The organism is Pelagibacterium halotolerans, assembly GCF_044811015.1.
Taxonomy (GTDB): domain Bacteria; phylum Pseudomonadota; class Alphaproteobacteria; order Rhizobiales; family Devosiaceae; genus Pelagibacterium; species Pelagibacterium halotolerans_A.
The window spans coordinates 1,439,908-1,453,576 of record NZ_CP085243.1 but is presented as its reverse complement, the minus strand read 5'-3'; the positions used below and the strand labels follow the sequence as shown (position 1 = coordinate 1,453,576).

Genomic DNA, 13,669 nt, shown 5'->3' with positions numbered 1-13,669 from the left:
CGATGGCGAAAAGCGAATCTGACGCACGGGTTGAAGTCGCGCTCGAGGCGATGAAGCGTGGCGGCATGGTTGTCGTCATCGACGACCATGACCGCGAGGGCGAAGGCGACATCGTCGTCGCTGCGTCCATGATCACGTCTGAGCAGATGGCCTTTATCGTGCGGCACACTTCGGGGATCGTCTGCGCGCCGATCAGCAGCGAGCGGGCCGCAAAGCTCCATCTCGACCCGATGGTGGCGGTTAACGATTCTGCGCATTCGACAGCGTTTACGGTTTCGATCGATTTCAAGCACGGCACGACGACGGGAATTTCGGCAGACGATCGCACAGCAACCGTTCGCGCGCTTGCGAACGGCAATGTGGGCGCAGAAGATTTCTCGCGTCCGGGGCACATTTTTCCTCTGATCGCCCGGCGCGGCGGCGTACTGATGCGCTCGGGTCATACCGAGGCGGCGGTGGATTTGTGCAAGCTCGCGGAGCTTCCCGACGTCGGCGTCATCTGTGAACTGGTCAATGACGACGGCACCGTGACGCGCGGCGAGCAGGTGTCGGAATTCGCCAAGGCACACGACCTGCCGCTCGTGTCGGTGGCTGACCTCATCGCCTACCGCCAACGCCGCGAAAAACTGATCGAGCGGGCAGGGACTTTCGATATCCAAACGGGCGCGGGTAAAGCCATCGCCTACGCCTATACGACTCCGTACGACCGCGTGCAGCACCTTGCCATCGTCTTCGGCGATATCTCGCGCGGCGAAAACATTCCGGTTCGCCTGCAGCGCGAGGATATCGTCTCGGACGTTTTCGGCGGAGCGTCCAAGCTTAATACAACTCTCGAAAACCTTGCCCAAACAAGTGGTGTTCTGGTCTATCTGCGCGAGGGAACTGCTGGCGTGGCCCATGACGGCGGTGCAGACGAGAGCGAAACGCACCGCTCGGCCAAGGATCGCGAGGCCGAATGGCGCGAGGTCGGTTTGGGCGCGCAGATTTTGCGCGACCTGGGGATTTCTTCGATCAAGCCCATGGCGTCACGCTCGCGACGTTATATCGGGCTCGAAGCGTTCGGGATCACCATCGCCGAATAAACGGCTCAGCAGATTTTGTGCTTGCGCTTGAGCCGCGTTGGCCGCGAACGTTTGAAGGTGCGCGCGACCGCGCCCTTCGACTTTTGCTCAAGCACGGTAAGCGCATCGTCGAGCCAGTCCCAGCGCCGGCGGGCGCGGCGGACGAGGCGCAGCGCGGTTTTGGATGTTCCAATCAGGATGAAGAGTGCAAGCGCCATCATCGGGACGCCAAAGGGGATTGGGGTCGGGGCGACGATGGCGCCGACGATCAAAAGCACCAGGGCGAACGGGACGAGGACAAACCGCGCCATCTGCAATTTTCCCACATCTTAGAGCCGGAACGCCGCGATATACTCCATATTTCCGTTCCCGCCCGTAAGGGGCGACGGCAAGCGCATAACCAGTGTCCAGCCCAGTTGCGCCATATGATCGATCACCGCCTGAACCGCAGCGTCGACATGTGACCCCTCGATGACAATGCCGCCTTTGCCGATGAAGTCGCGACCGACTTCGAATTGTGGCTTGATGAGCAGCACTGCCTCCGCCCCAAGCTTACAAAGCTTAGATGGCGGTGAGATGACTTTGGCGAGCGAGACGAAACTGACGTCGCAGACGAGCATGTCGATGGGTTCGGGGACGAGCGCCTCGTCGAGGTCACGGGCGTTGGTGCCTTCCAGCGAGACGACGTTGGGGAGCGCGGCTATGTCCGGGTGCAATTGCCCATGCCCAACATCGACGGCGTAGATTTTTTCAGCGCCGCGTTGTGCGAGAACCTGCGAGAATCCTCCTGTCGAGGCACCGAGATCAAGGCAGACCTTGCCCTTGGGATCGAACCCCGCGCCGTCGAGTCCCGCAACGAGCTTGAGGGCGGCGCGGGAAACATAGCCCCCCACCGGGTCGGATATGGCGATAACGTCGTCGTGGGCAACCTGCTGGCCCGCCTTGCGTGCGGTGATGCCGTTGACCGTCACGACACCGCGCTTGATCGCATCGGAAGCCCGCGCACGCGAAGGAACGAGGCCGCGGGCCTCGAGCGCGCGGTCGAGCCTTTCGCGTTCGCTCATGCCCCGGTGAGACGCCGGATCTTGTCCATCGCTGTGCTGGTGTCCTCGCCATACGCGATGGTGCCGAAAAACTCGCCCTCCGCGTCGATCATATAGACCGACGAGGTGTGGTTGACGAGATATTCGCTGGAGCCTTCAGGCTCGACTTTCTCGGAGAAAACGCCATAGGAGCGCTTGATCTGCTCGGTCTGTGCTTCGTTGCCCACAAGGCCGAAAACATCCTCGCCGAAATTGGAGAGATAGGTGCGCACCGTTTCGACCGTGTCGCGCTCGGGGTCGACGGTCACGAAGATGATGTTGAGGTCTTCCGCACCGAGCTCCAGCTGCTCTTTCCAGGCCGTGGCTTCAGCCAGCGTGAGCGGGCAGACGTCCGGACAATAGGTGTAGCCGAAGAACATTAGCGTCGGCGTTCCTTGAAGGTCCGCTTGCGTGAAGGTCTCGCCCGTTGCGGTCGAAACCATTTCGAACGGCCCGCCGAACATCGAACCCGAGCGGTCCATAGGGCGCGTGAAATAGATGACCGTTGCAGCAATGGCGGCAAGCGCCACAAGCGCCCAAAGGGCGATGCGAACCTTATTGAGCACTGTTTTTTCCCCCGGAAATTGTCTCTCGCTTTATTGCCCGTCCAGCGGCTCTGTGCCCGTAGGCGTGCCGTCTTTCGCGAGCGTGATCTTCTCGATGCGAGCCTCGGCCTGTTTGAGCAGGGTTTCGCAATGGCGCTTGAGCGCCTCGCCGCGCTCGTAAATGGCGATCGACTCCTGCAGGGGGGCCTTGCCGCTTTCGAGCTGCTGGACGATCTTTTCGAGCTCGTCGAGAGCAGCCTCGAAGCTCAGTTCCGAAATCTCGGTCATTTCGATATCCTTCTAGTCTTCTTCATGTTCCCGTCCGGCTTCACCGGTCAGAAGGACACCGACATGCGCCGCGACTCCGGAGGCAAGGCCAGCAAGATCGTAGCCGCCTTCCAGCATCGAGACCATCCGGTTTGAACATCGCTTGCCCGCGATGTCCAACAACTTTCCCGTGAGCCATGCGTAATCGTCCGCCACCCATTCGAGCTGCGCCAGCGGATCGCGCCGCTCGGCATCGAACCCTGCCGAAACGAGGATGATATCGGGCCGAAACGCATCGAGCGCAGGGAGGATGCGGTCACGATAGACCTCCCGCATCGCCGCGCCGCCCGAACCTTCCGGCAACGGGCAATTGACGATGTTCCCCACGCCGGTTTCGTCGGGGTGCCCGGTACCCGGATAGAGCGGCCATTGGTGCGAGGAGGCGTAGAAGACGGTCGGATCGGCCTTGAAAATGTCTTGCGTGCCATTGCCGTGATGCACGTCGAAATCGACGATGGCGACACGCTCTGCGCCGTGGAGCCGCTGGGCCTGGCGGGCAAGGATGGCGATGGTGTTGATGAGGCAAAAGCCCATCGAGCGGTCGCGTTCGGCGTGATGCCCCGGCGGCCGCGCGGCGACGAAGGCGTTGTCCGCTTCCCCCAGAACGACCGCTTCGAGCGCACGCAACCCGCCGCCGAGCGCCGTACCTGCGGCTTCGAGGCTCTTGCCCGAGACGAAGGTGTCCGCGTCGATCTGCCCGATGCCCTCGGCGGGGCGCATCCTGCGGATCGTGTTGAGCACCGATGGCGCATGGACGAGTTCGGCGAGCGCCAGATCGCCCGCGGGCGCATCCTCACGCTGCAATCGGTCGAAGCGCGGCTGGGCGAGCACGTTGGCGATGGCCTCGAGCCGCTCAGGGCGCTCGGCATGGCCTTTTGGCGTTACGTGCTTGTCACCATTCGTCTGGCTGACCAGAAGGGTCGTCATGGGTTTGAACATTCTCCGTTGAACCACTTCTTGACGGGACACAATTGCCTTGTCAAACAGCGTCGATGCGCGCCCCACAGAAAGACCCGAAAACGATTGAAGAGGCCGCCGCGATCCTGCGGTCGGGAGCACTGTGCGCTTTTGCCACGGAGACCGTTTACGGACTCGGCGCGGACGCGACCAATTCGGACGCCGTGCTCGCGATCTACGAAACCAAGGGCCGCCCGCGCTTCAATCCGCTCATCTGCCACTGCCCCGATATGGAGATGGCGCGCAAGATCGCGGTGTTCTCCCCGCGCGCCGAGGAGCTTGCCGAACGCTTCTGGCCCGGACCGATGACGCTGGTGCTGCCGCTGGCGCCCGATGCGGAACTATCGGATCTCGTCACCGCCGGGCTCGGCACTGTCGCGCTGCGCATTCCCGGGCACGAGGCCGCGCGAAAGCTGGTCGCTGCGGTGGGGCGCCCGGTGGCCGCGCCTTCGGCCAACCCCTCGGGCAAACTCTCCCCTACGACCGCCGAGGCGGTGCGGCGGGGGTTTGCGGGCCGCGTGCCTGTGCTCGACGGTGGGGCGTGCGAGAGCGGGCTGGAATCGACGATCCTTGCAGTCGAGGGCAGCACCGTCACGCAATTGCGCGCCGGCGCCCTGCCGCGCGAAGCGGTGGAGGCGGCGCTGGGGATCGCGGTACCGGTGGCGGGGCATAATGCGGCGGTGGCCGCGCCGGGGATGCTTTTGAGCCATTACGCGCCCGATGCCCGGCTGCGGCTCAACGCCGAAACGCCCCACGCCGATGAAGCTTATCTCGGCTTCGGCGACTTTACGGGGGAGGGCGCCCGCGCCGCGCTCAACCTGTCGCCCATGGGCGATCTGCACGAGGCTGCGCGCAACCTCTTTTCCTTCCTCGCCCGGCTGGACGCCTCGGACGCCGGGAAGATCGCCGTGGCGCCGATCCCGATGACGGGGTTGGGCGAGGCGATCAACGACCGGCTGGAACGCGCTGCCGCGCCGCGAGGTTAGACGAACAACGTCCCATCTTGTTTTGTTCGCGCGTGGCTGATATTGTGCGCGCACACGTTCGATGCTCTTAGCTACCTGATTTCCCGGTTCTGCCGGTCACTTGGATACCTGATCTGCAAGACGTTTAGATCCTAAAGAGAGGATCGGCTTGCTTGCATAAGCGGCAAGAAACCCTGCCACTGAAAGGATCCATCATGGTTTCCGGCAAAGTCAAATTCTTCAACACCACCAAAGGCTTCGGCTTCATTCAGCCCGACGAGGGCGGCCAGGATGCATTCGTGCATATCTCGGCTGTCGAGCGCTCGGGCCTTTCGACCCTCGTCGAAGGCCAGGCGGTGACCTACGATCTGGAAAAGGGTCGCGACGGTCGTACGTCAGCGATCAACATCCAGGAAGCCTAAGGCTTTCAAAGGCCGCCTCCGGGCGGCCTTTTCTTTTTTGGAGGCGTCCCAAGAGTGCCCAAAGTCAGTCCGCAGCGCAAAACACTGGAACTGGAAGCCCGCCAGCGCGAGGCGCTCCGCCAGGAGGAACTGGCTTTAGAGGCAACCCGCGCCAAAACCGCCCGCCTGCGGGCCCTCCGGCTCGAAAAAGAAGAGCAGGACGAAAAAGACCGCATAGCTGCCGGCCCCGTCCGCCGCGTACGCAAAAAGCCCGTCCGCGGATAAAATCCCCAAACGAGACACACCTATTCGTCCGACGGCCTTGAAGCCTCGGATGTCAAATAGCGTGGACGGTATGCGGCGAGACGCGCCTCATACTGATTATAGATGCGAGGCACGCCTCGCCGCATACGTCCGGGATTTTTGGCTTGGCGTCCGCTCGGGCTGGGGCCAATCCCCGCCGCCTTTCGGCGGTTACCACAGCTCGGCCGTGGCTGGCCTCGGTGACGTTTGGGCCTCCGCTGGGACGACTCCCATCGGACCCGGACCGGTCCCGCCCAAACGTTCGTTGCGCCTGCGCCCATCAAAAGCGGGTCCGTGAGAAGCATCATAAGCGAGGTTTCGGGGGCGGGGATAAGTTTCTCGGGGGAACCGCTGCGGCCAGGCGTTCGGTGTGTGGTGCAAGAGCCGAGAGCGGCGCGCATACCTGGCCCCGGCACAAGGCCGGGGTGACAGATTGGGGATGGTGCAAGGTGGTGCCATACTCCAATTGTCATCCCGGGCTCGTCCCGGGACAAGGTATCCGCGCCGTTATCGGTTCTTTCCCTACCCTCCGCCAATTTACTGAAAGCTTGAGCATCGCCGTTCCCCAAAGTAGCTTTCGTGTGGGGGCGTCATCATGTTCACCCCAACTCCACCCACCCCCGCCGATCCGCCGCAATATACGACTGAATCTGCTTGACCACCTGATCTGCGTGCCGGGTCGCCAGCTTGTCCGCCGCCTCCACATCCCGCCGCTCGATCGCCGCGATGATCGCCTCGTGTTCCTCGACATATTGCCGGGGCACCTCGTCGTTGAACGAGGAATAATAGAGTCGCAGGATGCGGCGGTTTTCGTCGAGAACTTTTGAGAATAGCTCAGTGTAGTACTTGTTCTTGCCCGCCCGGGCGATCTCGGCGTGGAAGGCGCTGTTGGCGGCGATCATGGCGGGGGCGTTCTTCTGGGCAACGGCTTCGAGATAGTCGGTCTGGCGGGCGCGGATAGTTTCGAGTTCGGCTTCGGTGCGGTTTTGGGCGGCGAGCCGCGTGGTGACGCGGTACATGAGCGTCAGGGCGTCGAAAAAGCTCGAAAGATTCAGGAAGTCGATGTTGGAGACGATGGTCGAGCGGTTGGGAAGGGTTTCGACGAGCCCGTCCGCCGCCAGCCGCACCAGCGCCTCGCGGATCGGCGTGCGCGACATGGCGAAGCGGGTGGAGAGCTGGGCCTCGTCGATGGGGCTACCGGGGCGCAGGGTGAGGTCGATGATTTCGGCCTTGAGCTGCTCGTAAACCGTGCGCACGCCCGAGCCGCGCGGGCGAGGGGTGGCGGGGGGTTTAGGCTTTTTGGGCGGGGTCATCGGTGGTGGGCTCCGGCGGTTCCATTCGAGGAGAATTTTTAGGGATTGACCGGCGGGTCGACAAGCTGCAATCTTCTTGTCGACAAATAAAATATAAAGTGGATGCGGGGCGTGACCAAAGGCGCCCGGTTATCCGCGCACGAGAGGAAGGACCAAGCCCATGTGGACCGGCATGATGCCCGCCATCACCACCAAGTTCAAAGAGGATGGCAGTCTCGATGCGGCGGCGACCGAGAAATCGATGGCGCTGCAGATCGCGGCGGGAAACGCGGGGATCATCACCTGCGGCACGCTGGGCGAAGGCAATATGCTCAGCCATGACGAACGGCTCGAAGTGGTGCGGATCGCCAAGTCGGTGACAGGGGCGAAACCGGCGCTGCTGACCGTCTCCGAGCCGGGGACGCGGGAGGCCTGCGACCTCGCCAGGCGCGCGGCGTCAGCCGGTGCGGACGGGCTGATGGTGGTGCCCTCGCCGATCTATCACACCAATTATGAGGAGACGATCGCGAACCTCAAGGCCATCGCGGCGGCGGGGAATTTGCCGATCATGATCTATTCGAACCGGGTGAGCTATCGCGTCGACGTGACGCCGGAGATGATGGTCGAGCTCGCCGAGGACGAGCATATGGTTGCGATCAAGGAAAGCTCGGACGATATCCGGCGGTGCACGGAGATTTTCAACACCGTGGGCGACCGGTTCAAGGTGTTCACAGGGGTCGACAACCTGGGGCTCGAGGCCATTCTGATGGGGTGCGACGGCTGGGTGTCGGGGGTTTCGATTGCGATTCCGGAGGAAAACCAGAAGCTTTACGATCTGGCCAAGGCCGGGCGGATCGAAGAGGCGCGGGAGCTCTACCGCTGGATGCGGCCACTGCTCGATCTTGACGTCTCGACCTTCCTCGTCCAGCAGATCAAGCTGGCCGAGAAGATCGCGTTCGGGTCGGAGGAATATGTCCGCGCTCCGCGCATGCCGCTCGTCGGCGAGCACCGCGCGCGGGTGGACGCGCTGGTGAACGAACGCTTCGCGTGCAGGCCGGACCTTTCGAAGTATAACTAGCTGTTTGGAAGATACAGATGGTCTCCCGTGACATTGTGGTGATCGGTGCCGGCGTGGTCGGGCTCTCGGTCGCGCTGGCGCTCAAGGCGCGGGGGCGGGACGTGACCGTGCTCGACAAGACCGGGCCGGGCGCGGGGGCTTCGGCAGGCAATGCCGGGGCGTTCGCGTTTTCCGAAATCATTCCGCTGGCGACGCCGGGGATCATGCGCAAGGCGCCCAAATGGCTCCTCGATCCGCTCGGGCCGTTGAGCGTTCCGCCGCGCTACGCGCTCAAGATTGCGCCGTGGCTCTTGCGGTTCTGGCGGGCGAGCTGGCCGGACCGGTATGCGGCGGCGGTTAAGGCGCAGAGTGCGCTGATGCGGGTATCGCAGGAGGCGCTGGAGCGGCAGATTGCCGACTACGGGCTTGAAGAGCTGATCCGGCGCGAAGGGCAATTGCAGCTTTACGAGGGCGCGCGGGAGTTCGAGGCGAGCCTGCCGGGGTGGCGGTTGCGCGAAGAGGCGGGGATCGCGTTCGAGCACCTCGAAGGGCCCGAGGCGATTGCGCGGGTGCAGAAGGGGATCGCACCGCGGTTCACCCATGCCGGATATACGCCGGGTTGGTTCAACGTTACCGATCCGATGGTCTGGACGCGGACGCTTGCGGAGCGGTTCAAAGAGCGCGGCGGGGCGGTGGAGACCGCCGAGGTGCGCGGGATCGCGGCGCGGGATGGCGCGGTGAGCATCGAGACGGGGGATGGCGAGATCCTTGCCGGACATGTGGTGGTGAGCGCGGGCGCGTGGTCGCGGCGGCTGACGCGGCAACTCGGGCACGACGTTCCGCTCGAGACCGAGCGGGGGTATAACACGACGCTGCCCGCCGGGGCGTTTCCACTCGAGACGCATCTGACCTTCGGCGGGCACGGGTTTGTCGTCTCGCGCATCGGCGAGGGCGTGCGCGTGGGCGGCGCGGTGGAGCTGGGTGGGCTCGACCTGCCGCCGAACTTCAGGCGTGCCGAGGCGATGTTGAAAAAGGCCGCGCGATTCCTGCCGGGGTTGAAAACCGGCGGAGGGACGCAGTGGATGGGCTTCAGGCCCTCTATGCCCGATAGCCTGCCGGTGATTTCTCCCGCGCCGGGGGTGAAAGGCGTCACCTATGCGTTCGGGCACGGACATCTGGGATTGACGCAGTCGGCGGGGACGGGCGAGCTTGTCGCAGGAATGGTGTGCGGCGAGGCGCCGGGCATCGATGTGGCGCCCTTCCGGGCGGACAGGCGCTAGAATGATCCATACGTTCCAGTGCATTGACGGGCATACGTGCGGCAATCCGGTGCGGCTGGTGTCCGGCGGCGGGCCACGGCTCGAGGGCGCGACGATGCTCGAAAAGCGCGCGCATTTTCTTGAGCAGTTCGACTGGATCCGGACCGCGCTGATGTTCGAGCCGCGCGGGCACGACATGATGTCGGGCGCGATCCTTTATCCGCCGACGCGGGAGGATTGCGATGTGGCGATTCTCTTCATCGAAACCTCGGGGTGCCTGCCCATGTGCGGGCACGGCACCATCGGCACGGTGACGATGGCGCTCGAAAACGGGCTGGTGACCCCGCGCGACCCTGGGGTGCTGCGTCTCGATACGCCAGCTGGGCTGGTGGTGGCCGAATACCGGCAGGAGGGGCGGTTCGTCGAAGAGGTGCGGCTGACGAACGTGCCGTCGTTTCTCTACGCGACCGGTCTGAGTGCCGAAGTGCCCGGGCTCGGGGCGGTCCGGGTGGATGTGGCGTTCGGGGGGAATTTTTACGCGATTGTCGACCCTCAGGAGACTTTCCGCGATATGGCGGATCACCGCGCGGTCGATTTGATCGGCTGGTCGCCGCAATTGCGGGCGGCGCTCAACGCGAAATACGAGTTCGTGCATCCCGAAAAGCCGCAGATTTCCGGGCTGAGCCATATTCTTTGGACTGGCGCGCCGACCGAGCCGGGCGGGACGGCGCGCAATGCGGTGTTTTACGGCGACAAGGCCATCGACCGCTCGCCCTGCGGAACGGGCACGTCCGCGCGCATGGCGCAGTGGGCGGCCAAGGGTAAGCTCGCGGTGGGGGATGAGTTCATCCACGAGTCGATCATCGGCTCGCTGTTTCGTGGCCGGATCGAGGGGGTGGCGAAGGTGGGGGATTTCGACGCGATCATCCCCTCGGTCGGCGGATGGGCGCGGATGACGGGGTACAATACGATTTTCGTTGATCCGAGGGATCCGTATGCGCACGGGTTTGTGGTGCGTTGAGCCGCCTCAATTGCTCAAATCGTACCGCTTGAGCTTTTCGTAAAACTGGCTGCGGGAGACGCCGAGCAGGCGCGCGGCGACGGCTTTTTGGCCGTTGGCGCGTTTGAGGGCGTCGATCATCGCTTCGCGTTCGGCGCGGGCGCGGGCGTCGGCGAGTTCGGGGGCTTCGGTTGAAGCCGGGCGCGAGGGCCGCGGCATGGCGCGCGCGATGATTTCAGCGTCAAGGGTTTCGGTGGGCGCGATGGCGGCGGCGCGTTCAAGCGTGTTGCGGAGTTCGCGGACGTTTCCGGGCCAATCGTGCTGGCACAGCAAGGCGATCGCTTCGGGCTCGAGGCTCCAGCCGGCCATATCCTCGGCGCGGGGGATGGTGTCGAGGAGGCGTTCGCAGATGGGGCCGATGTCTTCGAGGCGGTCGCGCAAGGGCGGGACGTTCACGGTGAGGACCGCGATGCGGTAGTAAAGGTCGGCGCGGAATTTGCGCTCAGCCATCAGCTCGTCAAGGTCCTGCGAGGTGGCGGCGATGATGCGGACGTCGATTTTCTTGACAGCATTCGAGCCCAGCGCCTCGATCTCGCCTTCTTGCAGGACGCGCAGGAATTTGGCCTGGATCGAGAGCGGCATGTCGCCGATTTCATCAAGGAACAGCGTGCCGCCATGGGCGAGCTCGAACTTGCCCTTGCGCTGCTTTTTCTCCGCGCCCGTATAGGCGCCGGGCGCAACGCCGAAGAATTCGGACTCGAGCAGCGACTCAGGAATTGCGGCCATGTTAACGGCGACGAAAGGCCCCTCGGCGCGGTCCGAGGCCTGGTGCAGGGCGTGGGCGAGGAGTTCTTTGCCGGTGCCGGTTTCGCCGAGGAGAAGCGCCGGGCCGTCACGGAGCGCGAAGCGGCGGATCTGGGATTTGAGCTCCTGAACAAGCTCGCTCGTGCCCACGAAATTCGAGAGCGAATATTTGGTCTGCCGCTCGCGGGTGAGGGCAGCCTGGGCGCGGGTGAGCTGGCGCTGCAGGGATTCGACCTTTTTGAGGATCGGCGCGAGATAATCGACATTGTCGTAGAAGACGAAGCCTATGGCGCCTTGAACGACACCGTCCTCGTCTTTTAATGGAATTCGGCAGACGACAAACTGGCGGTCATCGAACTGCATGATGTCGAGAAGGCTTGGACGGCCGGTCTTGACCACACGGCGCAGTTGGGAATGCGGCAGCACGTCCTCGACGGGACGACCAACGGGGTCGAAATCTTCCGCCAGCTTCAGAAGGCGACGATATCTCCCGTCGAGCCAGAGGATGCGCGCATCCGCGTCCACCATGATCGCGCCTTCGAAATACTCCCGGAGCATATCGAAGGCCCCCATCGCGGCGGCGACAAGGGCGGGGGGCGTATTGCCAGACGGTCCAATAGTTTCGATCATCGGCGGGTTCTCCTCGACCCGAGGCTACGCCTGTCCCGCTAGACCTGCAACTGCGGGAGATCGCGATAGGCGGCAAGGCATTCAGGATTGGCGAGCGCGGTAGTGTTTTTGACCGGGCGCCCATGGATCGTATCGCGCACAGCAATCTCGGAGATCTTGCCCGAGCGGGTGCGCGGGATCGCCGGGACCGCGATGATCCTTGCCGGGACGTGCCTGGGACTCGCGCCCGCGCGGATGCGGCTGCGGATCTCCTTTTCCATCGCCTCGTCGAGCGCGCGGCCTTCGCGCATCTTGACGAACAGGATGACGCGCTGATCACCGTCGATGTCCTGTCCAACGGCTACAGCCTCTTCAATAGCGTCGAGCGTTTCGACCTGACGATAGATCTCCGCCGTGCCGATGCGCACGCCGCCTGGGTTGAGGGTCGTGTCGGAGCGGCCATGGATGATGAAGCCGCCCGAGGGGCGCCTTTCGACGAAGTCGCCATGCGCCCAGACGCCGGGGAAGCGGGAGAAGTACGCTTCGGTGTAGCGGCTGCCGTCCGTGTCGGCCCAGAATTTGACAGGCATGGACAGGTGCGGATTGCGGCATATCAGTTCGCCCGGGGCACCGGAGACCGGATTGCCGTCGTCATCGACCGTATCGACGTCCATGCCGAGGAGCGCGCATTGGAGCTCCCCGCGCCGCACCGGAAGCATCGGATTGCCGCCGAGGAAACATCCACAGATATCGGTGCCGCCCGAGATCGAAGCGAGGTGCACGTTCTTTTTCCAGTCGTTGTAGATGTAATCGAAGCTTGCGGGGATCAGCGGCGAGCCGGTCGAGAGGATGAGCCTGAGCTGTTCGAGCTTGTGGCTTTGCCCCGGCTTGAGGCCGGCCTTGGCGCAGGCGTCGATGTATTTTGCGCTGGTGCCGAAGACGGATATGTCCTCGGCGTCGATGAGGTCCAACAGGCGGCCGGCCTCGGGGTAGAAGGGGTTGCCGTCATAGGTGACGAGCGTTGCGCCCAGCGACAGGCCGGAGACCTGCCAGTTCCACATCATCCAGCCGCAGGTGGTGAAATAAAAGAAGCGCTCGTTGGCGCGGATGTCACAGTGGAGCGCGAGTTCCTTCTTGTGCTGGATCAGAAGGCCGGCCGCCGAATGGGTGATGCATTTGGGCTTGCCCGTGGTGCCGGAGGAAAAGAGGATGACGAGCGGTGCGGAAAAGTCCATGCGCTCAAAGGTGATGTTTTGCGGGGTATGGGCGCCGAGCGCGTCGTCCCATGAGACAGCCGGTAGGTCCGCGACCGATGGGGGCACATCACCGACAGTGACGATGCGGTTGAGGCTGGTGCCCTCGGCGACGGCGCGGATGGTCGACGTCACGTCGATGGCCTTGCCGGCGTAGGAATAGCCCGGCACCGCGATCAGCACCTTGGGGTCGATCTGGCACAGCCGGTCCGACGCGCCGGCGGGACCGAAGTCGGGCGAGCATGAGGCCCAGATTGCCCCGATGGCCGAGGTGGCGAGATAACCGATGATCGCTTCGATATCGTGCGTGACGATGGCCGCGACGCGGTCGCCGCGACCAACCCCTTCGGCGCGCAGGACCTGGACGAGCCGGGAGACCGCATCATAGAGCCCGCCCCAGCTTATGGCCCGGCGCGTGCCGTCGTCGCGGTGGGCGATGATGGCGGGGTTGTCGTCGCGGCGCTGGAGGAGGTTTTCGGCGTAGTTGAGTTTGGCGCCGGGGTAGAACTGCGCATCACGGATGGTTTCGCCGGGGATGAAGGCGGCTTCGCCCCTGTCGCCGATGATGCCGAGTTCGTCCCAGAGGGCACCGTAGAAGGTGTCAGGGTCGTTGATCGACCAGTCGAGGAGGGCGGCGTAGTTCTCTGGCGCGGCGCCATGCAGGGGGCGGGTTTTGTTGGCGAAGCCCCAGAGGGCGGTGGCGCGGACCGCTGTGTCGGTGGGTTTCCAGAGGATATCGTTCATTGTCTCCTCC

Annotated in this window: 15 protein-coding genes; 7 read left to right on the top strand and 8 right to left on the bottom strand. The window is 63.8% G+C overall.

Annotated elements, in window-relative coordinates; translation table 11 throughout:
- The first annotated feature begins 2 nt into the window (after window positions 1-2).
- Complete coding sequence (gene ribB, locus LG281_RS07195) at window positions 3-1,082, top strand: 3,4-dihydroxy-2-butanone-4-phosphate synthase (protein ID WP_404405790.1); 1,080 nt, start codon at window positions 3-5, stop codon at window positions 1,080-1,082.
- Window positions 1,083-1,087: 5 nt separating this feature from the next.
- On the opposite strand, the gene LG281_RS07190 is transcribed toward ribB, so the two are convergent.
- The 5 genes from LG281_RS07190 to LG281_RS07170 are packed head-to-tail and all read right to left on the bottom strand — an operon-like array spanning window position 1,088 to window position 3,942.
- Window positions 1,088-1,372, bottom strand: coding sequence for a hypothetical protein (locus tag LG281_RS07190; RefSeq protein WP_404405788.1), 285 nt, complete (start codon window positions 1,370-1,372; stop codon window positions 1,088-1,090).
- A gap of 18 nt (window positions 1,373-1,390) precedes the next feature.
- Complete coding sequence (locus tag LG281_RS07185; RefSeq protein WP_404405786.1) at window positions 1,391-2,125, bottom strand: TlyA family RNA methyltransferase; 735 nt, start codon at window positions 2,123-2,125, stop codon at window positions 1,391-1,393.
- Window positions 2,122-2,709, bottom strand: a complete 588-nt coding sequence (locus LG281_RS07180) for an SCO family protein (protein WP_404405784.1) — start codon at window positions 2,707-2,709, stop codon at window positions 2,122-2,124. Before LG281_RS07180 ends, LG281_RS07185 begins: the two co-directional genes overlap by 4 nt.
- A 30-nt stretch (window positions 2,710-2,739) precedes the next feature.
- On the bottom strand, window positions 2,740-2,976 hold the full coding sequence (locus LG281_RS07175) for an exodeoxyribonuclease VII small subunit (RefSeq protein ID WP_404405782.1): 237 nt from the start codon (window positions 2,974-2,976) through the stop codon (window positions 2,740-2,742).
- A gap of 12 nt (window positions 2,977-2,988) precedes the next feature.
- Window positions 2,989-3,942 (bottom strand): histone deacetylase family protein, encoded by a 954-nt coding sequence (locus tag LG281_RS07170; protein WP_404405780.1) that lies wholly within the window; start codon window positions 3,940-3,942, stop codon window positions 2,989-2,991.
- A 65-nt stretch (window positions 3,943-4,007) separates the two neighbouring features.
- Here LG281_RS07170 and LG281_RS07165 point away from each other — a divergent pair, with 65 nt between their 5' ends.
- From LG281_RS07165 to LG281_RS07155, 3 genes are all read left to right on the top strand, one after another.
- Entirely contained in the window at window positions 4,008-4,958 is a 951-nt protein-coding gene (locus LG281_RS07165; RefSeq protein WP_404405778.1) for an L-threonylcarbamoyladenylate synthase, read from the top strand.
- Window positions 4,959-5,152: 194 nt separating this feature from the next.
- A complete protein-coding gene (locus LG281_RS07160; RefSeq protein ID WP_404405776.1) occupies window positions 5,153-5,359 on the top strand; it encodes a cold-shock protein in 207 nt (68 codons plus the stop codon).
- Window positions 5,360-5,413: 54 nt separating this feature from the next.
- On the top strand, window positions 5,414-5,623 hold the full coding sequence (locus LG281_RS07155; protein WP_404405774.1) for a hypothetical protein: 210 nt from the start codon (window positions 5,414-5,416) through the stop codon (window positions 5,621-5,623).
- Window positions 5,624-6,240: 617 nt separating this feature from the next.
- Here LG281_RS07155 and LG281_RS07150 read toward each other — a convergent pair.
- A complete protein-coding gene (locus tag LG281_RS07150) occupies window positions 6,241-6,954 on the bottom strand; it encodes a GntR family transcriptional regulator (protein WP_404405772.1) in 714 nt (237 codons plus the stop codon).
- A gap of 160 nt (window positions 6,955-7,114) precedes the next feature.
- On the opposite strand from LG281_RS07150, the gene LG281_RS07145 reads away from it, so the two are divergent.
- From LG281_RS07145 to LG281_RS07135, 3 genes are read left to right on the top strand one after another with little or no spacing between them, the layout of a single operon-like run.
- On the top strand, window positions 7,115-8,011 hold the full coding sequence (locus LG281_RS07145) for a dihydrodipicolinate synthase family protein (protein ID WP_404405770.1): 897 nt from the start codon (window positions 7,115-7,117) through the stop codon (window positions 8,009-8,011).
- A gap of 17 nt (window positions 8,012-8,028) precedes the next feature.
- Window positions 8,029-9,270 carry an NAD(P)/FAD-dependent oxidoreductase gene (locus LG281_RS07140; protein ID WP_404405768.1) on the top strand — a complete coding sequence of 414 codons (1,242 nt, stop codon included), beginning with the start codon at window positions 8,029-8,031 and terminating at the stop codon, window positions 9,268-9,270.
- Between the two features lies 1 nt (window position 9,271).
- Window positions 9,272-10,270 (top strand): 4-hydroxyproline epimerase, encoded by a 999-nt coding sequence (locus tag LG281_RS07135; protein ID WP_404405766.1) that lies wholly within the window; start codon window positions 9,272-9,274, stop codon window positions 10,268-10,270.
- Window positions 10,271-10,276: 6 nt separating this feature from the next.
- On the opposite strand, the gene LG281_RS07130 is transcribed toward LG281_RS07135, so the two are convergent.
- Together LG281_RS07130 and LG281_RS07125 are read right to left on the bottom strand one after the other, a co-directional pair.
- The gene (locus LG281_RS07130) at window positions 10,277-11,683 is read right to left on the bottom strand and encodes a sigma-54 interaction domain-containing protein (RefSeq protein ID WP_404405764.1); all 1,407 of its coding nucleotides are present in this window, start codon (window positions 11,681-11,683) and stop codon (window positions 10,277-10,279) included.
- 38 nt (window positions 11,684-11,721) lie between these two features.
- Window positions 11,722-13,659, bottom strand: coding sequence for an acetoacetate--CoA ligase (locus tag LG281_RS07125; RefSeq protein ID WP_404405762.1), 1,938 nt, complete (start codon window positions 13,657-13,659; stop codon window positions 11,722-11,724).
- Window positions 13,660-13,669: the final 10 nt, after the last annotated feature.

Bases quoted from the DNA above. Each gene is read 5' to 3' on its own strand.
- ribB (WP_404405790.1), top strand. From the start codon at position 3: ATGGCGAAAAGCGAATCTGACGCACGGGTTGAAGTCGCGCTCGAGGCG.
- LG281_RS07190 (WP_404405788.1), bottom strand. From the start codon at position 1,372: ATGGCGCGGTTTGTCCTCGTCCCGTTCGCCCTGGTGCTTTTGATCGTC.
- LG281_RS07185 (WP_404405786.1), bottom strand. From the start codon at position 2,125: ATGAGCGAACGCGAAAGGCTCGACCGCGCGCTCGAGGCCCGCGGCCTC.
- LG281_RS07175 (WP_404405782.1), bottom strand. From the start codon at position 2,976: ATGACCGAGATTTCGGAACTGAGCTTCGAGGCTGCTCTCGACGAGCTC.
- LG281_RS07170 (WP_404405780.1), bottom strand. From the start codon at position 3,942: ATGACGACCCTTCTGGTCAGCCAGACGAATGGTGACAAGCACGTAACG.
- LG281_RS07165 (WP_404405778.1), top strand. From the start codon at position 4,008: ATGCGCGCCCCACAGAAAGACCCGAAAACGATTGAAGAGGCCGCCGCG.
- LG281_RS07160 (WP_404405776.1), top strand. From the start codon at position 5,153: ATGGTTTCCGGCAAAGTCAAATTCTTCAACACCACCAAAGGCTTCGGC.
- LG281_RS07150 (WP_404405772.1), bottom strand. From the start codon at position 6,954: ATGACCCCGCCCAAAAAGCCTAAACCCCCCGCCACCCCTCGCCCGCGC.
- LG281_RS07145 (WP_404405770.1), top strand. From the start codon at position 7,115: ATGTGGACCGGCATGATGCCCGCCATCACCACCAAGTTCAAAGAGGAT.
- LG281_RS07140 (WP_404405768.1), top strand. From the start codon at position 8,029: ATGGTCTCCCGTGACATTGTGGTGATCGGTGCCGGCGTGGTCGGGCTC.
- LG281_RS07135 (WP_404405766.1), top strand. From the start codon at position 9,272: ATGATCCATACGTTCCAGTGCATTGACGGGCATACGTGCGGCAATCCG.
- LG281_RS07130 (WP_404405764.1), bottom strand. From the start codon at position 11,683: ATGATCGAAACTATTGGACCGTCTGGCAATACGCCCCCCGCCCTTGTC.
- LG281_RS07125 (WP_404405762.1), bottom strand. From the start codon at position 13,659: ATGAACGATATCCTCTGGAAACCCACCGACACAGCGGTCCGCGCCACC.